Genomic DNA, 20,665 nt, shown 5'->3' on the forward strand with positions numbered 1-20,665 from the left:
AGGCACCTCAGGGCGGAGGACGGCGCCGCGGCGCGGCCCGGGTGGGCATGCAGAGGCGGGCAGGACCGCCCTCGGTCCTGCCCGCCCCCTGCGCTCTCAGCGCGAGGTCACTTGGCGGCGACGGCCTTCTTCAGCGCCGAGCCGGCGGAGATCTTCACGCCGTAGCCGGCGGGGATCTGGATCTCCTCGCCCGTGCGCGGGTTGCGGCCCGTGCGGGCGGCGCGCTCGACGCGCTCCACGCTCAGCAGACCGGTGACCTTGACGGCCTCGCCCTTGCCGAGGGAGTCCACGAGAACCTCCTGCAGCGCGGACAGCGCGGCGTCGGCCTGGGTCTTGGTCAGCGAGGAACGCTCGGCGACGGCGGCGACGAGTTCGGTGCGGTTGACGGACATAAAATCCCTCTCATCGTTCGGATCGGGCACCCGTTGCTGGTGCCGCTGCGCCGACACTACGCACACGTCGGCGTCGTTGTCGCTTCTAACGCGCCGATTTTTCGCGTGTCCACGCCGTTCCCGGGCGATCTGGAGGCTGGTCGTCCATCTCAGTGGTCACATCCGTCACACTGGTCACCCACGGTGATGCGGGGGCTCTGTTCACGGCAGGATGGACCCGTCGACACGAGGAGGAGCAACGCATGGAGCAGCGCACGTTGGGCGGATCGGGCCGCGAGGTCTCGGTGGTGGGGCTAGGCACGTGGCAGCTCGGGACCGAGTGGGGGGACGTCGACGAGGCGCAGGCCCACGGGGGTCCTGGCCGCCGCGGTCGACGCCGGGGTCACCTTCCTGGACACCGCCGACGTCTACGGCGACGGGCGCAGCGAGCGCCTGATCGGGTCCTTCCTGCGGGAGAACCCCGGCGTCGACCTCACGGTGGCGACCAAGATGGGCAGGCGGGCCGAGCAGGTGCCCGGGTCCTACCACCTCGAGGCGTTCCGGGAGTGGACCGACCGCTCGCGCACGAACCTCGGTGTCGACAGGCTCGACCTGGTGCAGCTGCACTGCCCGCCCAGCGAGGTCCTCACCTCCGCGGCGGTGTTCGACGCGCTCGAGGCCCTGGTCGCCGAGGAGCGCATCGCGGGCTACGGCGTGAGCGTGGAGACCTGCGACGAGGCGCTGGCCGCGATCGAGCGGCGCTCGACCCGGCCGGGCTGGCGGCGCGGCCGAACCCCGGTCTACCCCGGCGCGGTGGCGCTGGTCGCCTCGAAGGGCGTGGTGGCCGAGCGGACCGCCGTCGGGCACTCGCTGCGCTGGGCCGACCCGGGCACGGAGCTGCCCGCGTCCGAGCAGGTCGCCGTGCGCACCGACACGATGTTCGACCTCGCGTCCATCTCGAAGCTGTTCACCGCCGTCGCCGTCATGCAGCTCGTCGAGTCGGGCGAGATCGCGCTCGAGGACCCGGTCGCCGAGCACCTCCCCGCCTTCGCCGCGAACGGCAAGGCCGGCGTCACGGTCGAGCAGCTGCTCACCCACACCGGCGGGCTGCCCGCCTGGGTCCCGCTGTACGCCCGGCCGGACCTCGACGCGCGGCTCGCCGCCGTCTACGACGTCGCACCGGCCTACGAGCCCGGCACCCGTTACCTCTACAGCGACCTGGGGCTCATCACGCTCGGCAAGATCGTGGAGTCCGTGTCGGGGCAGCCGCTGGACGAGTACGTGGGGGCGCACATCACCGGCCCGCTCGGCATGACCGACACCATGTACAACCCGCCCGCGGAGCTGCTGCCGCGCATCGCCGCCACCGAGTACCAGCCGGCGATCGGCCGCGGCCTCGTCCACGGGGAGGTCCACGACGAGAACGCCTGGTCCCTCGGCGGCGTCGCCGGCCACGCCGGTGTCTTCTCCACCGCCGACGACCTCGCCGTCTTCGCCCAGATGCTGCTCAACGGCGGCCGCTACGGCCAGGCCCGGATCCTGGAGCCCGCCACCGTCCAGGAGATGATGCGGGACCGCACCGGCGGCATCAGCTCGAACCATCGTGGGCTGGGGCCGGAGCTGGAGGCGTGGTTCTACCACGACGCCCTGACGAGCCCCGGCAGCGCCGGCCACACCGGCTACACGGGCACCTCGCTCGTCATCGACCCGTGGACCGACACGATCGCGATCCTCCTGACCAACCGGGTCCACCCCAGCCGCGACTGGGGCAGCCCCAACCCGCAGCGCCGCGCCGTCGCCCGCGCCGCGGGCCTCGCCGCCGCCGACCACCGGTTCACGCAGGGGGAGACCTGGCACTCCGGCTCCGGCGACCGGCTCGACAGCACGCTCACCTTCGACGTGCCGGTCCCCGACGGCGGGGCCGAGCTGGCCCTGGACCTGTGGTTCCACACCGAGGAGACCGACCGATTCGTCGTCGAGGCCTCCGACGACGACGGAGCCACCTGGCGCCGCCTGCCCGGCACGCTCGTGGCCGGGCCGGAGGAGCGGGCGAGCGACGGCGTCGTCTCCGGCTTCGGGGAGCACCGGTGGTGGGACGCCACCTTCCCGCTCGACGGCCTGACGGGCAACGTCACCGTCCGGCTCAGCTACGTCACCGACTCGCTGTACAGCGGGCAGGGCGTGTACCTGGACCGGGTACGGGTCGACTCCGCGCGCGGCCCGTTGTTCGACGACCGGCGGCCGGCGGACCGGGAGCGCATGGTCGTGGACGGGTGGTCGCCCGGCGAGTGAGGTGATGCGGCGGGGTCGCCGTGCCGGTCGTGCGGCGCGGCGGCTCCGGCGCGGTCGCCCGGCGGCGGCTCCTCCTAGTCTGGGCGGGTGACGGTACTCGACGCGCTCCTGGGCTTCGCGGTGGTGGCGGGCCTGCTGACCCTCGTACCGGGGCTCGACACCGCGCTGGTGCTGCGCTCCTCCCTGACGCGCACGCGGCCCTACGCGTGGGCGACGGCCCTGGGTGTCGCCACCGGCGCGATGGTGTGGGGCGTCGCGGCCGCCGTCGGGCTCTCGGCCCTGCTGGAGACGTCCAAGACGGCGTACCGGGTGCTCACCCTGGCCGGCGCCGCCTACATGCTCTGGCTCGGCGGGTCGATGATCTGGAAGTCGTTCCGGCGTGGGGTCGGGCGCGCTGGCGAGGGCCCGGCGCCGACGGACGCGGCGCCGGCGGGCGCGGCGTCGGCGCGCCAGGGCTGGCTGATCGGCGTCGGCACCAACCTCCTCAACCCGAAGGTCGGGGTCTTCTACATCGCCACGATCCCGCAGTTCCTGCCCGCCGGGGCCTCCCCGCTGCTGATGGGCGCACTCCTGGCGGGCGTGCACTGCGCGCTGTCCCTGGCGTGGTTCGCCGTCCTCATCGTGGGTGGCGGCTACGCCCGCCGCCGGCTTGGCGATCCCAGATGGCTGGTGGCGATCGACCGGGTGACCGGGCTGGTCCTGGTGCCCTTCGGGGCCCGGCTGGTCGGTGACGCCCTGCCGCCGTCGGCCGTGCTGCCGTCCCGGGCGTAGCACCTCGCAGTCGGTGCTGACCCGACGGGGGCTGGGAACGGCGACGCGTGCCGCCTGCCCGTCCCATTGACAGGCAAGTGCACGCTTGCATATGGTGGCGCCGTGGCCGACGTCTACAAGGCGCTCGCGGACCCGACGCGACGCCTGATCCTCGACGAGCTTCTGGTCCGCGACGGGCAGACGCTCTTCGAGATCTGCGGGCGTCTCGCCATGCGCCACGGCAGCACCTCGACGCGCCAGGCGGTCTCGCAGCACCTCTCGGTGCTGGAGGAGGCCGGGCTGGTGCGCGCGCACCGTGACGGCCGCACGAAGATCCACCACCTCGACACGGAGCCGCTGCGCGCGATCATCGAGCGCTGGCCCCTCGACCGACCAGGAGAATGACGTGCCCAGGATCCACGTGATGAGCGTCTTCGTCGACGACCAGCAGAAGGCGCTCGAGTTCTACACCGGCAAGCTCGGCTTCGTGGCCAAGAACGACGTTCCCGCGGGGGCGTTCCGGTGGCTCACGGTGGTCAGCGCGGAGGAGCCCGACGGCGTCGAGCTGCTCCTCGAGCCCGACGACCATCCCGCGGCCAAGGCGTACACGAGCGCGCTGATGGAGGACGGGATCCCGGCGGCCTCCTTCGCCGTCGACGACGTCGACGCCGCCTACCGGGAGCTGGCGGCCAAGGGGGTTCGCTTCACGCAGGAGCCGGCACCGATGGGGCCCGAGCTGAAGACCGCCGTGCTCGACGACACCTGCGGCAACCTCATCATGCTGTCGAGCCCCGCGTGAGCGACGCCGGCCCCGGCCACGGCCCTGCGCCGCTCGAGAGCCCGGCCGGCGGGCCGCCGGAGAGCCCGAACCTGCTGGACGGGCAGGGCCGCAAGGTCGGCGGGTGGACCGAGGCCGACCCGCACGGCGGCGTCATGGTCGGCCGGTACCTCGACGGTGAGCGGCACGGGACGTGGCGGCACCTCGCCGCCGACGGGCGGCTGCGGTCGGAGGGTGGCTACACGGCCGGGGAGCTCGAAGGCCCGTGGGTCTGGTACCGCGCGTCCGGGGCGCTGATGCAGCGCGGGGGATTCGCGCGGGGGCAGAAGCACGGGCGGTGGGAGCGCTGGAGTCCCCAGGGCGCGCTCGTCGACAGCGGCGACTTCGACCACGGCCGGAAGATCGGCGAGTGGACCGCCTACAACCCCGACGGGAGCGTCCGGCGGACGACGAACCACCGGCCCGCGGGGGCATGACGCTGATCGGCGCGGAGGATCACATGGCAGCTCCCGGCACGATGCTCGCCGCACGACTCGTCGGGCACGGCGGTCCCGAGGCGCTGGAGCTGGCCGAGGTGCCTGTGCCGGCACCGGCCGAGGGTGAGGTTCTGGTCCGGGTCGGCGCGGCGGCGCTGAACAACACCGATCTCTGGACGAGGGAGGGGGCGTACGGCCTGCCCGGTGACCCTGATGCCCGAGCCGGCTGGCGCGGGCCGATCCGGTTCCCGCGCATCCAGGGGGCGGACATCGCCGGCGTCGTCGTCCAGGTCGGATCCGGCTCGGACGCCGGGCTCAGCGGCACCCGGGTGCTCGTCGACCCCGCCATCTACGACCGGGACGACGACGACGCGAACCCGGTGGGCCTGCTGGGCAGCGAGAAGGACGGCGGCTACGCCAGGTACGTGGCCGTTCGCGCCGACCGGGTCCACGACGTCGGGGACTCGCCCCTGAGCGACGTCGAGCTCGCCTGCCTGCCGACCGCCTACGGCACCGCGCTCGGCATGCTCGAGCGAGGAGGCGTGCGGCCAGGCGAGACGGTCGTCGTCACCGGCGCCTCCGGCGGTGTGGGCCTCGCCCTCGTGCAACTGGCGGCCGCCCGGGACGCCAGAGTGATCGCGGTGAGCAGCGCCGGCAAGCTGAGTGCCGTACGGCAGGCCGGCGCCGGCGCCGTGATCGACCGCGCGACGGACCCGTGGGAACAGATCGCGTCGGCGGCGCCGGGCGGTGTGGACGCCGTGCTGGATGTCGTCGCCGGCAGCGGAATCGCGGCGGGCCTGCCGTCGCTGCGAGAGGGGGGCCGCTGGGTCGTGGCCGGAGCGCTCGGCGGCTACCGGATCGATCTCGACGTCCGGCGGCTGTACCTGCACAACCTCACGCTCCTCGGTTCGAGCATGCACACCCCCGCCCACTTCAGGGCGCTCGTGGACGTCGCGAGACAGGGGCGGGTCCGCCCCGTGGTTGCCGCCACCTACGACCTCGCCGACGTCCGCCGGGCGCAGGAGGACCTGGCGTCGCGGCAGCACGTCGGCAAGCTGGTGCTGGTCAACGACTGACCCGCACGCACCCGGAGGTGATCGCGGTCAGGAACGGACGAGGCGCGCGATGGCGTCGGAGGCTTCCTCGATCTTGACGTCGGCCGCCTCACCGCCGAGCTTGGCGGCGTCGACGACGCAGTGCCTGAGGTGGTCGTCGAGCAGGCCGAGGGCGACGCCCTGCAGTGCGCTGGTCAGCGCGCTGACCTGGGTGAGGATGTCGATGCAGTACTGCTCCTCCTCGACCATGCGGTGGATGCCGCGTGCCTGGCCCTCGATGCGCTTGAGCCGGGCGAGGTACCGCTTCTTGTCGCTGATGTAGCCGTGCGTGTGGGCCTCGGTCGCAGGGCCGGGGGGAGGACTCGACGGTCGTCATGGTGCGTTCCTTCTTGGTCGACGGCAGGGGATGTGCCGTGGTGCCGGTGCTGCCCGCTGTGAATATCGTGCACCACGGCGGGCAGCACCGGCGGTGAGGAGGTTCAGGCCGCGGCGGTGTACCTGGCCGGGTCGGCGTCGAAGCGCGGGGCGCAGCCGGCGCAGCAGAACCAGTACCGCTGGCCCTCGTGGTCGCGGAAGAGTCCGGCGGCCTCCGCGTCGGCCTTGACGACGATCGTGCCCTTCATGACGGGGCACTCGGCGACGTCGTCACCGCCGGGGGGTGTTCGTCGTCAGGAGGTCGGTGTGACCGGCGGGGGCGGGGGTGTGGCAGCAGCTGGAGGACATGGTGTGGTCCTTTCGGGTTGTTGGAAGGGTCAGGCGCCGACCGGCTGGGCCGCGCGGGTGCGCGACGTGACCGGGGACGGCTGGGGGTCCGACGCCTGGCTCCGGAAGGAGCGCAGGCGCAGGCTGTTGCCGACGACGAAGACGCTGGAGAACGCCATCGCGGCGCCGGCGAGCATGGGGTTGAGCAGACCGAGCGCGGCGAGGGGGATCGCGGCCGTGTTGTAGGCGAACGCCCAGAACAGGTTGGTCCTGATGGTGCCGAGGGTCCTGCGGGAGAGGCGGATGGCGTCTGCCGCGCTGCGCAGGTCGCCGCGGACCAGGGTGATGTCGGCCGCCTCGATCGCGACGTCGGTGCCGGTCCCCATGGCGAGGCCGAGGTCGGCCTGAGCGAGAGCGGCGGCGTCGTTCACGCCGTCACCGACCATGGCGACGACCTTGCCCTCGCCCTGGAGGCGGGCGACGACGTCGACCTTGTCCTTGGGCATGACCTCGGCGATGACCTGGTCGATGCCGACCTCGGCGGCGATCTGCTCGGCCACAGCGCGGTTGTCACCGGTGAGCAGGACCGGGGTCAGCCCGAGCGTCCTGAGCTGGCGGATCGCCTCGAGGCTGGTGGGCTTGACGGTGTCGGCCACGACGAGCACGCCACGGGCCTGGCCGTCCCAGCCGACCGCGACGGCGGTCCTGCCCCGTGCCTCGGCGTCGGCCTTGGCCCGGGCCAGGTCGGCGGGGAGGTGCTGGGCCCAGTCGGCGAGCAGGGACTCGCGGCCGACGAGGACCGCGTGGCCGTCGACGACGCCCTGGACGCCCTTGCCCTCGACGCCCGCGAAGTCCTCGGGGACCGGCAGCGTGCCGACCTCCTGGGCCGCGCCCTTGGCGATGGCCTGGGCGATGGGGTGCTCGGAGGCGTGCTCGAGCGCTCCGGCCAGGCGCAGCAGCTGCGCGCGGTCGACGCCGCTCGCGGTGACGACGTCGGTCAGCGTCATCCTTCCGGTGGTCACGGTGCCGGTCTTGTCCAGCACCACGGTGTCGACCTTGCGGGTTGACTCGAGGACCTCCGGGCCCTTGATGAGGATGCCCAGCTGGGCGCCGCGGCCGGTGCCGACGAGCAGCGCCGTAGGGGTGGCGAGCCCGAGCGCGCAGGGGCACGCGATGATGAGGACCGCCACGGCGGCGGTGAAGGCCGCGTCGAGGGGGAACCCGGCGCCGACCCAGGCGCCCAGGGCGCCGACGGCGATCGCGATCGCGATCGGGACGAAGATGCCTGAGACCTTGTCGGCGAGGCGCTGGACCTCGGCCTTGCCGGACTGGGCGTCCTCGACCATCTTGGCCATCTGCGCCAGCTGGGTGTCCGAGCCGACACGCGCGGCCCGCACGACGAGGCGGCCGCCGGCGTTGACGGTGGCGCCCGTGACCGGGTCGCCCTCGCCGACCTCGACCGGCACCGACTCGCCGGTCAGCATCGAGGCGTCCACGGCGGAGGTGCCGGAGACGATGACGCCGTCGGTGGCGATCTTCTCGCCCGGGCGCACCACGAACTCGTCACCCACGGCGAGCTCGCCGACCGGGATGCGCGTCTCCGCCCCGTCGCGGATGACCGCGACGTCCTTCGCGCCGAGCTCGAGCAGGGCGCGCAGCGCGGCCCCGGCCTGACGCTTGGAACGCTTCTCGAAGTAGCGGCCGGCCAGGATGAACATGGTGACCCCGGCGGCGACCTCGAGGTAGATGTTCGCCGCGCCGTCGGTCGGTTCGACGGTCAGCTCGAAGGGGTGGGTCATGCCGGGGGTGCCGGCGGTGCCGAGGAACAGCGCGTAGAGCGACCACAGGAACGCCGCGCTCGTGCCGACGGAGATGAGGGTGTCCATCGTCGCCGCGCCGTGGCGCAGGTTCGTCCACGCCGCCCTGTGGAACGGCCACGCGGCCCAGACGATGACCGGGGCGGCCAGGGCCAGGGAGGCCCACTGCCAGTAGGTGAACTGCAGCGCCGGGATCATTGCCATCGCGATGACCGGGACCGCGAGGACCACCGCGCCGATCAGCCGGTGGCGCAGCGCGGTCAGCTCCGCGTCCGGCTCCTCGGCCCCGTCCTGGTCACCGACGTCAGAGTGCTCGGTGCGGGGCACGGCGGCGGTGTAGCCGGTCTTCTCCACCTCCGCGATCACCGCGGCCGCGTCGATCCCCTCCGGGACACTGACCCGTGCCTTCTCGGTGGCGTAGTTGACCGTCGCGGTGACCCCGTCGAGCCTGTTGAGCTTCTTCTCGATGCGCATCGCGCACGAGGCGCAGGTCATCCCGCCGATCTCGAGCTCGATGAGCGTGCCCAGCGCCTGTGGCTGGTTCGAGGATGCAGACATTGAAAACTTCTCTCGTGGTGTCCGGTACGGGTGCGGCTCTTCGGGGGAGATCAGTGACCGTGGTCGTCGCGGCCGTGGTCTCCCGCGCCGGCGGAGCCGGCCCCCTCGGTCGTGTTGACGGCGAAGGTCGCGGTGTGGACGTGGCCGTCGACCTGGAAGTCCAGGTACAGCAGGTAGCGCCCCGGGGTGGGGGCCTGGGTCATGAACGTCACGGCCGGACCGGAGAGGGCCCCAGGGGTCGGCTCCGCGCCCTCGGGGTGGACGTGCAGGTAGGCCAGGTCGCCGTCACGTAGCGCGACCAGGTGCCCGAAGGCGCCGAGGTAGGGCTGCAGGGTGGTCACCGGCTCCCCGTCGCGGGTGACGTTGACGGTGAGCTCCGACGTCGCCCCGGCCCGAAGGTCACCGTCGAGGGTGACGTCGAAGCCGTCCACCGAGGAGGTCGTCGAGGTGCCGGTCGCGGGGGCCGGCTCGTAGTCGCCGGCAACCTGCACCGTGCGGGACAGGGTGACGTCCGGCCCGTCGCTGACGTCGGCGGGCACGAAGTCGGCGTAGACCCGGTAGGTCCCGGCGGCGTCCCAGGTCCACGGCAGGGACCACACGCCGTCGTCGTCCATCTGCGGGTGCACGTGACGGAACCCGGTGCCGTCCGAGCGGACGACGATCAGGTGCAGCTCCTTCTCGTGGGAGGCCGCGTAGTCGGTGAGCGGGGCACCCTCGTCGTCGGTGATGCGGAACGAGAGCTCGCCGCTGGAGCCGACCGCGTCCGGCGCCGATACCTCGCTGAGCAGGTAGCCGTCCTGCCCCGCCGACAGGCCACGAACCGGCTCGGTGCCGGCTTCGCCGTCCTGGCTGTGTTCCATCCCGCCCTCCTCCGTGACCCCGCTCTGTGTCGACTGCGTCCACGCTGTCACCGTCTGCTCCGGGACGACCGCGCCCGCGACCGCGGCGGAGGCCCCGAAGACCACCGCCAGGCCGGCCGCGTACACGCCGATCCGTGCGGGCGCGTTCATCAGACGCGCACCGCGGCGTACCCGGCCTCGTCCACCGCAGCAAGCACGGCCGCGTCGTCCACGGGCCCGCTGCTGGTCACGACCAGCCTGCCGGTCTGGGCGCTGACGTCGATGCGCTCCACTCCCGCGATCTGGCCGACCTCCTCGCGGACGGCCATCTCGCAGTGGCCGCACGTCATGCCGGTCACCTGGTACTCGAGCTCGTTGATGCTCACAGCTTCTCCCTCTCCTTGGAGGTACCCCCTGGGGGTACCTGTGTGTGCAACGTACACGCCTCCGCCGTATTCCCGTCAACCCCCCCGGTGCAGTGCGGACGGACGTGGGGCACGACACAGCCGGCCCGCTTCTCTAGATACCCCTACTGGGTATACGGTCGCGAAGGCGTACCCCGCCGGGGGTATGCGTCAGTGTCCCTGTTCTCAGCGCCTCCTGGCGCGTCAGAACCTGGATGAGGGCCAGGGCGGCTTCTGCCGGCCATGCGTGAAGGAGACGAGAGCTTGACTACTGCAGGGACGGGGCGGCGTGGCGCGATCGTGCCGCTGCTCGTGATTGCCACGGCACAGCTGATGCTGGTGCTGGACGACTCGATCGTGAACATCGCCCTGCCGAGCATCCAACGTGAGCTCGGGGTCGCGGCGGTGCACCTGCCGTGGCTGGTCAACGCCTACATCCTCGCCTTCGGGGCGCTGCTCCTGCTCGGCGGGCGGGTGGGTGACCTGTGGGGGCGACGTCGCACCCTTCAGGTCGGTATCGCTCTCTTCGTCGTCGCGTCCCTGGCCGGCGGGCTGGGGCAGGACGCGGCCATGCTCATCGTCGCCCGCGCCGTCCAGGGCGTCGGTGCGGCCCTGACCGCGCCGAACGCACTGGCTCTGATCGCGACGACGTTCTCCGACCGCAGGACCCGCGACGCCGCGCTCTCGCTCTACGGCGCGATGTCCGGCCTGGGCATCGTCATCGGGCTGCTCCTCGGTGGTCTGCTCACCAGCACCCTGGGCTGGCGCTGGGTGTTCTTCGTCAACGTGCCGATCGGCCTGCTCGTCCTGCTCGGGAGCCGGCGGCTGGTCACCGCCGAGCGGCACTCGGGCCGCCTCGGCGCTCTCGGCGCGATCCTCGGCACCGGCGGGATGGTCGCGCTCGTCTACGCGATCACCCGGTTCGCCGAGGAGGGGTTCGCCGACCCGGTCGCGCTCTCGCTCGTGGCGGCCGCGGCGGTGCTCCTGGTGACCTTCACGGCCACGCAGGCCCGCAGCAGCAACCCGCTGGTGCCCCTGAGCCTGTTCCGGGACCGGAACCGCTCCGGCGCGTACCTGACCATGCTGCTGGTGGCCATCGGCCCGATGGGGACCTTCTACGTCCTGACCCTCCACCTCCAGCAGGTGCAGCAGCTCAGCCCGCTCCAGACCGGGGCGGCGTGGCTGCCGTTCGCCGTCGGCATCGTGGTCGGTGCCGGGCTTGCCCCGAAGCTGCTGCTCCTCTTCCCGCCGCGCTACGTCGCCGCGTCCGGGGCTCTGCTCAGCGCCGCGGCCGCGTTCTGGCTCTCCATGCTCTCCGTCGACACCAGCTACTGGTCCCACCTGGCACCGGCGATGTTCGTCCTCGCGCTCGGCTTCGGGCTCGACGCCATCGCCCTGACCCAGGCCGCGGTCTACCGCGTCGACCCGGGCCAGGCCGGAATCGCCTCGGCGCTGCTCAACTCCGCCCAGCAGATCGGTGTCGCGCTGGGCCTGGCGATCCTTGCCGGCATAGCCACCACTGTCAGCGCACGGCCCGAGAATGCCGATCTGGGTGCGGCGCAGGCCCTGGTCGCCGGGTACGGCACTGCACTCACCGCTGCCGCCGGCCTGCTGCTGGTCGCTGCAGCTCTCGCGCTCGTAACGCTCACGAACCGCGTACCGGCAGAGCCCGATCCTGCCGCGTCCGCCGAGGCTGGCCGACCGGATCCAGATCTGATCCAGACAGCAGAGAGGTGACACGAGCCCGTTGCCTTGCACTGACGAGTTCAGACAGAGGTGGACCTGACGTCGAAGCGGCGCCGGTACTCCGACGGCGAGGTGCCGAAGGCGGCGGCGAAGTTCTGCCGGAGCGTGACGGGGTTGCCCAGGCCGCACCTGACCGCGACCTGCTCGACGGGCAGGTCCGTCGACTCCAGCAGGCGTCGCGCCTCGTCCAGGCGCCGCGACCGAACCCACGCCGCCGGCGTGGCACCCGTAGCGCCACGGAAGGCGCGGATGAAGTTCCGCCTGCTCATGTGGGCGACGGCGGCCAGCCGATCGACCGTCAGCGACTCGTCGAGGTGCTGCAACGCCCACTCGAGCACTCGCGAGACCGGGTCGTCGGTGGAGCGTGCGGGAAGAGGCCGTTCGATGTACTGAGCCTGCCCGCCCTCGCGGTGGGGGGGCGACCACCAGCCTGCGTGCCACCCGGTTGGCCGCCTGGGCCCCGAGCCGGCTGCGGACAAGATGCAGGCAGGCGTCGATCGCCGACGCCGTTCCTGCGGAGGTGAGCACGTCGCCGTGGTCCACGTACAGGACGGAGGCGTTCATGGCGACGTCAGGATGGCGGTCGGCGAGCATGTCGGCGGCCATCCAGTGCGTGACGGCCCCCCGGCCGGAGAGCAGGCCGGCGTCGGCCACCGCGACGGCGCCGAGGCACAGCCCGGCGACAGTCGCCCCGCTGCCGTGGGCCCTGGTCAGGATGCGACGCAAGGTCGGTCCTGCTGCGCGGCCGTCCTCGAACCATGACGGCACGACGACGACGTCGGCATCCTCCGTCTCACGCGGGCCGCCTATCCCGGCGATGCGGTACCCCTCGGCGGTGCGGACCGACCCGGGCCGGTCGGAGAACAGCACCGTCTCCCACGCGCCGAGCCCCAGATGTGCGACCTCGTCGAAGACGAGCTGGGGGACTGCTAGGTGAAACATGGTGACACCGTCGAAGGCGTAGACGGCGATGCGCAGGCGGCTCGGATCAGATGGCACAGATGCATCGTAGCGGTGCATCCGTGCCACTGGTCGGCGGTGTGCCGGCCGCCCAGACTGGTGATGTCGCCACAGGGCGGCAAGAACCGAACCGAGGAGAACCTCAACCATGACCAGCCCCCGCCGCGCACTGATCCTCATCGACGTCCAGCAGGAGTACTTCGACGGACCGCTGGAGATCCAGTACCCGCCCCACGCCGACTCCCTGCCCCAGATCACGAACGCGATCGACGTTGCGGCCGCCGCAGGGATCCCGGTCGTCGCCGTCCAGCACACGATGGGCGAGGGTGCGCCCGTGTTCGACCCGACCCGGCCCGGCTTCCGGCTGCACCCTGACGTCGACGCTCGCAAGACCGACGAGTGGAAGACGATCGTCAAGGACTACGGCACCGTATTCGCGGGCACCGACCTCGTCAGCTGGCTGCGTGAACGCGAGATCGACACCGTCACGCTCGTCGGATACATGACCAACAACTGCGTCATCGCCTCCGCGGCGGAGGCCGAGACGCACGGAATCTCAGCTGAGGTGCTCGCCGACGCCACGGGCGCGATCAACATCGCGAACGACGCAGGCTTCGTCGACGCCAGGACGGTGCACACCACCCTGCTCGCGCTGCTGAACTCGAACTTCGCCGCCGTCGCGGACACCGCGACGTGGTCCGGTGCGGTGGCCGCCGGCGAGGCGCTGCCCAAGAGCGACCTCGGCGCCTCTGCCGTGACGGGTGCACAGCTCGCCGCTTCTCTGGTCTGACGCCAGCAAACCCCCACGCCCGCCCGCGCCGAGGACTCCTCCTCGCGCGGGCGGGCGCCGTGGGTGTTGAAGGCGTTCGAGACGGTTACGCGACACGCCGAGGTCGTCGGCGAGTGTCTGCAGCGTCACACGTGGCACCTGGCTCCCTCCGACTTGTCGTCTTGCTCTCGCGCGGACCGTAGCGCGCGAGCATGCCTACCTACGTACCGCCGCGGGCCGGAGTCGTCGGCAACGCCATTGCCCGGCCAGGGACCTCGAGGTCGGCCGGGGTCCGGGCAGCTAAGCCGTCGACGACTCTGTGCGGCGGGCGTAGGCGCGGGCGGCGCGGACGCGGTCCCCGCACCGGGTGGAGCACCAGTGTCGGCGCGCGTGGGTGCGCAGGAGGTAGCGGTTGCACGGCGGTGCCTGGCACGCGGCCAAGCGTCCGACGTGGGGCCCCGTGAGCAGGTCGGCAGCGTCGGCTGCCAGGGAGGCGAGGGCGTGCTCGACGATCTGCGTGGTGGGATGTGCGGTAGCTCGGTGCAGCCCACGCTCCGGTGCCCAGTCGAGCAGCGCGGTCGTGGGCGTCAGCGTGAGCGCCCTGTTCAACGCCTCGACGTCAGCGTCCGCCGGTGGCCTGCCGTCGACCAGTGAGCCGAGCAGCGCGCGCATGTGCCGACGCAGCGTCGAGAGGCGGTCGGCGCAGTACTCCTGCAAGCCTGCGTCCTCAGGGGTAAGGCCGTGCTCGACCAGCCACCGCGTCGCGTCCTCGGGTGTGCTCAAGAGATCTACGGTGCGCCCGCCGGGCAGTGTCACGATGCTGTTGGCAAGGTCGAGCGAGGAGTGGTCCACGGCGCCGGGAGCGGGAGGCAACGGTAGTGCGGGGCGGTTGCCGGTCGCGGTGAGCATGACCTCATGGTAGCGATCGCCGCCGTCCGTGAGAGGGGTGTGTTCGTCAGGGACTTCCCCGACCGGGCGGCTCGTCCGTCGCAAGGTGAGGTCGAACCGGTCAAACGATGCGAGCCTGTGCACCGCATCGAGCCTCGGTGGACAGTACGGTGCTGGGCATCGGTGGACAGTACGGTGCTGGGCCGGGCGGGAGTTCCGCTCGAGACCGCCGTTCCCACGCCCCTCGTCATGGGCAAGGCCATCACCGCCGTGCAGCTGGCGGCTGAAGGCCCCGGCGGCCGGGTGCGTCTCCCTGGAGGACGTCGGTCAGTGCCGCTGCGTTGCCGCCGTCGTCTCGCCTCGGGCGGGTCTCACGAAGAGGAAAGGGAGTAGTGGTCGGCGACGACCTCGACGGTCTGGGCCTGTGCCCGGCGCGAGTGACCCATCACCACGAGCATCACCTCGTCGACCCCTGTCCTGGCGTGGAGCTCTTCGAGGGTGGTGGCCACCTCGGGCCCGGTGCCGTTGACGAAGCGGCGGGTGTAGCTGTCGAGGATCTGCCGCTCCTGCAGGGTGGCGGGGTAGGCCTCGACCTCCTCCGGCGGGAGCAGGCCGTAGGGCTTGCGCTGGAACATCCGGAGCATGGCCATCGCCGAGGATGCGGCCTGGCGCCCGGCCTCGTCGGGATCGTCGTCGGCAACCACACCGACGCTGACGAGGGTGTACGGCTCGTCCAGGACGTCGGACGGCCGGAAGCTCTCCCGGTACAGCCGCACGGCCGTGACCGCGTCGGCGTCACCGAACTGCAGGGCGAACGCGTACGGCCGGCCGAGCTGTCCCGCGAGGCGCGCGGAGTACGGCGACGAGCCCAGGATCCAGACGTCCGGCGCCGTCCGGGGACGGGGCACTCGGTTCTGGTCGGCCTGCCACGGGCCCGGCACCGCATGGACGTTCCGGTACGGATGGCCTTCCGGGAAGTCGTCGCCGAGGAAGCCGATCAGCTCCAGCACCTGCTGCGGGAACCCGTCGTTGGCGTCGTGATGGCGCCTCAGCGCCGCCGCGGTCGGCAGGTCCGTGCCGGGGGCGCGCCCGAGTCCGAGATCGATCCGTCCCGGGGCGAGTGCGTCGAGCATCCCGAACTGCTCGGCAACCACCAGCGGAGCGTGGTTGGGCAGCATCACCCCGCCCGCGCCGAGCCGGATCCTGTCCGTCTCACCGGTCAGCCGGGCGAGCATGAGCTGGGGCGACGACGTCGACGCCCCGGGCATGCCGTGATGCTCGGACATCCAGAACCGCCGGTACCCCCGCCGTTCCGCCAGCTGGGCCAGGGCGACGATCTCGCCGAACGCCTCCTCGGCGGTCTGGCCGACGCCGGTGTGCGCGTTGTCGAGGACGGACAGGGCGAACGGAGCGTTGCCCGAAGGCGGTACGGAGGGCATGCGGACCTTCATTCTCACGGAGAACTCAGCAGAGGAGCGTGAGATACGATAACAGCCATCTCACGGAAACGTGCCGCTGCGCCCATGAGAGCCGGATCGCGCGCCGGCATCGCCGAACCACCCGGGCCGCCGAGCCGCCGGTGCGGGCGGGCCGGAAAGTCGCTGCCTCGTCGCCCCCCCCGGTGCGACCGCACTGAGGTCCGCCGGGACGCGAGCGTCAGCGCAGGACGAACCCGGTGCCGACCTCGTCGTCGTCCCGGAGCACGAACCGGTGCTCCCCGGTCATCGAGGCGCGCCCGGTGACCTCGGGGACGACGGCGGAGCGGCCGACCACGTCGACGCTCTCGCGGACGCGGGCGGTGAACCGCGTCCCCACGATCGAGTCGTGCGTCAGCGTCTCGCCCGCGCCGAGGAGTCCGTCCTCGACCAGCAGCGGCAGGCGGGCGCTCGTGCCGGACCCGCACGGCGAGCGGTCCACCTCGCCGTCGGCGAAGACGGTGACGTTGCGCTGGTGCGGGCCCTCGGCGGTGCGCCCCAGGTCGTCGTAGAGGATCGTGCCGTAGATGCCGGACAGGCGCGGGTCGTCGGGGTGCTGGGCCGCGGGGGAGTCGTTGAGCGCCCACTTCACCGCGCGGCCGGCGGCGATGAGCTGCCCGTAGTGCTCCGGCGTGACCTCGAGCCCGAACGCCGACGCCGGCACCGAGGCGTAGATGGCGCCGCCGTAGCTGACGTCGGCCTCGACGGTGCCGAACGGCGTCTCGACGGGCACCGCCCGGGCGACCACCCAGGACGGGACGTTGACGAAGGTCGCACCGACGACGGCACCCTCCCGGCACGTCACGGACGCGCGCACCCGGCCGGACGGCACGTCGATGACGACGTCGGTCTGCCCGTCCGGCTCGGCCATCACCACCCGGTGCTCGACCGCCCACACTCCGAGCGCGATGGTGCCGTGCCCGCACGCGGTGGAGTAGCCGTCCTTGTGCCAGAACAGCACGCCGAAGTCGGCCCCGGCGTCGTCGGGCGGCACGACGAACCCGCCGTACATGTCGGCGTGCCCGCGCGGCTCCTGGACCAGCAGCCGGCGGTAGCGGTCGACCTCCTCGCTGCCCTGGGCGTAGACGCGGCGGTCGGCCACGGTCTCGCCGGGGATGTCGGGCAGCACGTCGGCGACGATGCGGAACGGCTCGCCCGCCGTGTGGTAGTCGACGGTCGGGACGAGGAGGTGCAGGCGGCCGGTGTCCGGGGCCATCTCTCAGCCCCCGAGCGTTCCGTGACCCTCGAGGTTCCCGTCCACGCGGCGCGGGATCCCGAGCGGGTTGCCGTCCTGCAGCGCCTCCGGGAGCAGGCGTTCCGGCATGTTCTGGTACGCGACCGGCCGCAGGAACCGGGAGATCGCCGCGGTGCCGACCGAGGTGGTGGCCGGGGCCGTCGTGGCCGGGTAGGGGCCGCCGTGCTGCTGGGCGTAGGTCACCGAGACGCCGGTGGGCCACTGGTTCCACAGCACCCGGCCGGCCCGCGCGGCGAGCGTCGCGACGAGGTCGGCGACGTCGTCGTCCGCGGTGCCCTGCACGGTGGCGGTCAGCTGACCCTCGAGGGACGCGGCCAGGCCGGCCAGCTCGGCGACGTCGTCGTACTCGACCACGAGCGCGGCGGGGCCGAAGCACTCCTCCGCGAGCTCCGCCGTCGCCGCCCGGAACTGCTCGGCAGAGGTGGCCAGCACGGTGGCACCGGGAAGCTCACCCAGCGGGTCCTCGCCCTCGGCGAGCACCCGCACGGCCGGGTGCGCGCGAAGCTCGCCCAGGCGCTCGACGTAACCGCTGCGCAGGCGGTCGTTGAGCATGGGGGCGCCGGCCGGCAGGTCGGCGGCGGCGAGCCGCTCGGCGAAGCCGGAGCCGCGCGGCACGAACAGGATGCCGGGCTTGGTGCAGAACTGGCCGACCCCCATGGTGACGGAGCCGACGAACCCGGACGCGATCTCCTCCGGCCGCTCCGCGGCCGCGGCCGGCGTCACGAACGTCGGGTTGACGCTGCCGAGCTCGCCGTAGAACGGGATGGGCTCCGGGCGTGCGTTGGCGATGTCGAACAGCGCCCGGCCCGCGTGCTGGGAGCCGGTGAACGCGGCCGCCCGCACGGCCGGGTGGCGCAGCGCGGCCGTCCCGGCCTCGACGCCGTGGAGCACCGCGAAGGTGCCGTCGGGGGCGCCCGCCCGGCGCAGCGCGTCGGCGACGATCTCGCCGGTGCGGACGGACAGCACCGGGTGACCCGGGTGCACCTTGAGCAGCACAGGGCACCCGGCCGCGAGCGCCGAGGCGGTGTCGCCGCCGGCCACGGAGAACGCGAACGGGAAGTTCGACGCCGCGAACACCAGGACGGGGCCGAGGGGCTCGTTGACCCGGCGCAGGTCCGGGCGCGGCGCGCCCATCGGCCAGTCCGGGTCGGCGTGGTCGATGCGGGCGTCGAGGTGGGCGCCCTCCGTGACGACCTCGGCGAAGAGCCGCAGCTGGAAGGTGGTGCGCCGCAGCTCACCGGTCAGCCGCCCCTCGGGCAGGTGCGTCTCCTGCCCGGCCAGCCGGACGAGCTCGTCGGCGCGGGCGCGATCCCCGCGAGACCCCGCGAGAGCACCGCCGTCGGGACCGTCCGCGCGCCGCTGGGCCCGGATCGCCGCGGCGAGGCCGGGCAGCTCGCGGGTGAGCACGTCGCGCGTCCCCTCGGGCGTGAGGTCGCGCGGCGAGACGCCGGTGCCGCCGGTCGTCAGCACCACGCGGGCGCCACCGGCGAGGGCGGCGCGGAGCGCGCGGCGCACCGACTCGGCACCGTCGGGCACGACGACGACCTCGGCGCGCACGCCGGCCCCGGCGAGCAACCGCGCGGCGAGCGGTCCGGACAGGTCCTCCGCCTCACCCCGGGCGCAGCGGTCCGACACCGTGACGACCGTGCCGGCGACCGGGGCAGAGGCGCCCGCTCTGAGCTGCTCGCCTCCGCGGTCCTCGGCGTTCCTGTCCTGCGCGTGGTGGGAGTGACTCACCCCGCCACCGTAGCGACCGGGCCGGCCCCACTGCCGGGACGGTCCATCAGGAAACCAGGCGAGTAATTCGATGTCGAGACTTTTGCGCGAACGAGACTCACCCCTCCCGAAATGCACGCACGCCCGAGGTCGACGCCCACGACGGAAAGTGCGGTCGCCCCCGAGGCGCGCCGTCCGGCGGAGCGCGGCTGCGGGCGGTGACGAACCGCACGGTGGCCGCACCGGTGGTTGGGACCAAGGTCCGGGTGCACTGACCTGCACGGATGCTCCGCACCGGAGCGCTCCACGACGCCGGCCGCACACCCGACGAACCGTGCCTATACCGTGAAAACGGATAAACGGCACGCTGGCGCGGATTCAATTACGCGAGGGGCGTCTTGCGTAATAGCGAGGCCATTTCCGGTGCGTTCTTTCCCCACTGTCGCCAATGGTGGGCCACGTGCATAATCGGCCGCACCGGGGCCTGCCAGCCGCAGCGTCCGTACCGTCCGACGGGGAGTCCGATGACCGACGAGAGAGCCCGCGAGCGCACCGCGACCACGCGCGAGAACCAGGGCGGGCAGCAGAACGTGATGCTGGCCCTGGCGACCCTCGGCTTCCTCATCTGCTTCTGGGCGTGGTCGCTCGTCGCGCCGCTCGGCGCCACCTACGGCGAGGAGTTCTCGCTCAGCGCGTTCCAGGTCTCCGTCGCCGTGGCGGTGCCCGTCATCGTCGGCTCGCTGGGCCGCATCCCCGTGGGCGCACTGACCGACCGGTTCGGCGCCCGCGTGATGTTCCCCGCGGTGAGCCTGCTGACGATCGTCCCGGTCCTGTTCACCGGGCTCGTGGCGAGCAACTTCGCCATGCTCGTCCTCGGCGGGTTCTTCCTCGGCCTCGGCGGGACGGCGTTCGCGATCGGCGTGCCGTTCGTCAACCGCTGGTTCGCCCCCGAGCACCGCGGCACCGCCCTCGGCATCTTCGGGATGGGGACCGCCGGCACCGCCGTCGCCTCGTTCACCACGGTCGCCATCTCGGAGGCGTTCGGCCGTGCGGCGCCGTTCATCCTGGTCGCCGTCCTGCTCGCCGCGTACGCCCTCCTGGCACGCACCCTCATCCGGGACGCTCCGGGCCTGACCCCGCCCGCCGGCTCGCTGCTCTCCCGGACCGCCGCGACGCTGAAGGTGCGGGCCACGGGCCAGCTCGCCCTCATCTACGCGCTCGGCTTCGGCGGGTTCGTGGCGTTCAGCGTCTACCTGCCCACCTACCTCGTGAACGCCTACGGCCTGGAGCGAGGTGACGCGGCCCTGCGCACCGCCGGCTTCGTCGTCCTCGCGGTGATCGCCCGGCCGATCGGCGGCTGGCTCTCGGACCGGTTCCACCCGGTGCCCGTCCTGGTCGTCAACTTCGTCGTGACCGCGGCCATGGCGGTCCTCGCCGCCTTCGAGGTCGAGCTGCTGCCCGCGGGCACCGTGGCCTTCCTCACCATGGCCGTCATGCTCGGCTCCGCGTCCGGCGCCTGCTTCGCGCTCGTGGCCAAGCTGGCCCCGCCCGACAAGGTGGGCTCCGTAACGGGCATCGTCGGCGCGGCCGGCGGCCTGGGCGGCTTCTTCCCGCCGCTCGTCATGGGTGCCGTCTACACCCAGACCGGCAACTACTTCCTGGGCCTGATCCTCCTCGCCGTCTCCGCGCTCGGGGTCGCCGCGTTCTGCTGGTGGCCCGTCCGCCGCGCCGCGGCCGCCTGACCCCCGCGCGCCCCGACCTCCCGCATCCACGACCTCCCGCATCCACGACCGCGGCCCCGAAGACCGACTCTC

The 20,665-nt window shown here is 72.6% G+C and carries 19 protein-coding genes and 3 pseudogenes; 10 read left to right on the forward strand and 12 right to left on the reverse strand.

Features of this window, described 5'->3' with window-relative positions:
* Window positions 1-107: 107 nt before the first annotated feature.
* Window positions 108-392 carry an HU family DNA-binding protein gene (locus DA06_RS02885; RefSeq protein ID WP_043497136.1) on the reverse strand — a complete coding sequence of 95 codons (285 nt, stop codon included), beginning with the start codon at window positions 390-392 and terminating at the stop codon, window positions 108-110.
* Between the two features lie 242 nt (window positions 393-634).
* On the opposite strand from DA06_RS02885, the pseudogene DA06_RS02890 reads away from it, so the two are divergent.
* The 7 genes and pseudogenes from DA06_RS02890 to DA06_RS02920 all read left to right on the forward strand — a co-directional run.
* Window positions 635-1,139, forward strand: a pseudogene (locus tag DA06_RS02890) (aldo/keto reductase); the annotation flags it as partial.
* A 72-nt stretch (window positions 1,140-1,211) separates the two neighbouring features.
* Entirely contained in the window at window positions 1,212-2,663 is a 1,452-nt protein-coding gene (locus tag DA06_RS02895) for a serine hydrolase (protein WP_418607855.1), read from the forward strand.
* Window positions 2,664-2,750: 87 nt separating this feature from the next.
* On the forward strand, window positions 2,751-3,434 hold the full coding sequence (locus DA06_RS02900) for a LysE family translocator (protein ID WP_043497137.1): 684 nt from the start codon (window positions 2,751-2,753) through the stop codon (window positions 3,432-3,434).
* A 102-nt stretch (window positions 3,435-3,536) separates the two neighbouring features.
* Window positions 3,537-3,818 (forward strand): ArsR/SmtB family transcription factor, encoded by a 282-nt coding sequence (locus DA06_RS02905; RefSeq protein ID WP_043497138.1) that lies wholly within the window; start codon window positions 3,537-3,539, stop codon window positions 3,816-3,818.
* A gap of 19 nt (window positions 3,819-3,837) precedes the next feature.
* The gene (locus DA06_RS02910; RefSeq protein ID WP_043497144.1) at window positions 3,838-4,212 is read left to right on the forward strand and encodes a VOC family protein; all 375 of its coding nucleotides are present in this window, start codon (window positions 3,838-3,840) and stop codon (window positions 4,210-4,212) included.
* A complete protein-coding gene (locus tag DA06_RS02915; protein ID WP_418606831.1) occupies window positions 4,209-4,667 on the forward strand; it encodes a toxin-antitoxin system YwqK family antitoxin in 459 nt (152 codons plus the stop codon). Before DA06_RS02910 ends, DA06_RS02915 begins: the two co-directional genes overlap by 4 nt.
* A 23-nt stretch (window positions 4,668-4,690) precedes the next feature.
* Entirely contained in the window at window positions 4,691-5,743 is a 1,053-nt protein-coding gene (locus DA06_RS02920) for a zinc-binding dehydrogenase (protein WP_043497146.1), read from the forward strand.
* Between the two features lie 27 nt (window positions 5,744-5,770).
* On the opposite strand, the gene DA06_RS02925 is transcribed toward DA06_RS02920, so the two are convergent.
* The 5 genes and pseudogenes from DA06_RS02925 to DA06_RS02945 form a co-directional block, all read right to left on the reverse strand.
* On the reverse strand, window positions 5,771-6,040 hold the full coding sequence (locus DA06_RS02925; RefSeq protein WP_052436300.1) for a metal-sensitive transcriptional regulator: 270 nt from the start codon (window positions 6,038-6,040) through the stop codon (window positions 5,771-5,773).
* A 161-nt stretch (window positions 6,041-6,201) separates the two neighbouring features.
* Window positions 6,202-6,369, reverse strand: a pseudogene (locus DA06_RS02930) (YHS domain-containing protein); the annotation flags it as partial.
* A 105-nt stretch (window positions 6,370-6,474) separates the two neighbouring features.
* Entirely contained in the window at window positions 6,475-8,799 is a 2,325-nt protein-coding gene (locus tag DA06_RS02935; protein WP_052436301.1) for a heavy metal translocating P-type ATPase, read from the reverse strand.
* A 50-nt stretch (window positions 8,800-8,849) separates the two neighbouring features.
* Window positions 8,850-9,809, reverse strand: a complete 960-nt coding sequence (locus DA06_RS02940; RefSeq protein ID WP_043497139.1) for a hypothetical protein — start codon at window positions 9,807-9,809, stop codon at window positions 8,850-8,852.
* Entirely contained in the window at window positions 9,809-9,988 is a 180-nt protein-coding gene (locus tag DA06_RS02945; RefSeq protein WP_043497149.1) for a heavy-metal-associated domain-containing protein, read from the reverse strand. The genes DA06_RS02940 and DA06_RS02945 overlap by 1 nt, the downstream gene beginning before the upstream one ends.
* A gap of 318 nt (window positions 9,989-10,306) precedes the next feature.
* Here DA06_RS02945 and DA06_RS02950 point away from each other — a divergent pair, with 318 nt between their 5' ends.
* Window positions 10,307-11,779: an MFS transporter gene (locus DA06_RS02950; protein ID WP_418606832.1), complete on the forward strand. Its 1,473-nt coding sequence runs from the start codon at window positions 10,307-10,309 to the stop codon at window positions 11,777-11,779.
* 29 nt (window positions 11,780-11,808) lie between these two features.
* On the opposite strand, the gene DA06_RS02955 is transcribed toward DA06_RS02950, so the two are convergent.
* Together DA06_RS02955 and DA06_RS02960 are read right to left on the reverse strand one after the other, a co-directional pair.
* A complete protein-coding gene (locus DA06_RS02955) occupies window positions 11,809-12,126 on the reverse strand; it encodes a helix-turn-helix domain-containing protein (RefSeq protein WP_418606833.1) in 318 nt (105 codons plus the stop codon).
* A gap of 193 nt (window positions 12,127-12,319) precedes the next feature.
* Window positions 12,320-12,928 (reverse strand): annotated as a pseudogene (locus tag DA06_RS02960) (hypothetical protein); the annotation flags it as partial.
* Between DA06_RS02960 and DA06_RS02965 the strand changes: the two are divergent.
* The gene (locus tag DA06_RS02965) at window positions 12,897-13,538 is read left to right on the forward strand and encodes an isochorismatase family protein (RefSeq protein ID WP_043497140.1); all 642 of its coding nucleotides are present in this window, start codon (window positions 12,897-12,899) and stop codon (window positions 13,536-13,538) included. The pseudogene DA06_RS02960 and the gene DA06_RS02965 sit on opposite strands and share 32 nt — an antisense overlap.
* A gap of 279 nt (window positions 13,539-13,817) precedes the next feature.
* Here the strand turns inward: DA06_RS02965 and DA06_RS02970 are convergent, their stop codons facing one another.
* From DA06_RS02970 to DA06_RS02985, 4 genes are all read right to left on the reverse strand, one after another.
* Window positions 13,818-14,426, reverse strand: a complete 609-nt coding sequence (locus DA06_RS02970; RefSeq protein ID WP_043497151.1) for an ABATE domain-containing protein — start codon at window positions 14,424-14,426, stop codon at window positions 13,818-13,820.
* 350 nt (window positions 14,427-14,776) lie between these two features.
* Window positions 14,777-15,844 carry an LLM class flavin-dependent oxidoreductase gene (locus DA06_RS02975; RefSeq protein WP_043497152.1) on the reverse strand — a complete coding sequence of 356 codons (1,068 nt, stop codon included), beginning with the start codon at window positions 15,842-15,844 and terminating at the stop codon, window positions 14,777-14,779.
* Between the two features lie 217 nt (window positions 15,845-16,061).
* On the reverse strand, window positions 16,062-17,096 hold the full coding sequence (locus DA06_RS02980) for a proline racemase family protein (RefSeq protein ID WP_043497141.1): 1,035 nt from the start codon (window positions 17,094-17,096) through the stop codon (window positions 16,062-16,064).
* 3 nt (window positions 17,097-17,099) lie between these two features.
* Window positions 17,100-18,872, reverse strand: coding sequence for an aldehyde dehydrogenase family protein (locus DA06_RS02985; RefSeq protein ID WP_418606834.1), 1,773 nt, complete (start codon window positions 18,870-18,872; stop codon window positions 17,100-17,102).
* A gap of 503 nt (window positions 18,873-19,375) precedes the next feature.
* On the opposite strand from DA06_RS02985, the gene DA06_RS02990 reads away from it, so the two are divergent.
* Window positions 19,376-20,593, forward strand: coding sequence for an MFS transporter (locus tag DA06_RS02990; protein WP_043497153.1), 1,218 nt, complete (start codon window positions 19,376-19,378; stop codon window positions 20,591-20,593).
* Window positions 20,594-20,665: the final 72 nt, after the last annotated feature.

This window comes from Georgenia sp. SUBG003 (assembly GCF_000715355.2).
In the GTDB taxonomy this organism is placed as follows: domain Bacteria; phylum Actinomycetota; class Actinomycetes; order Actinomycetales; family Actinomycetaceae; genus Georgenia.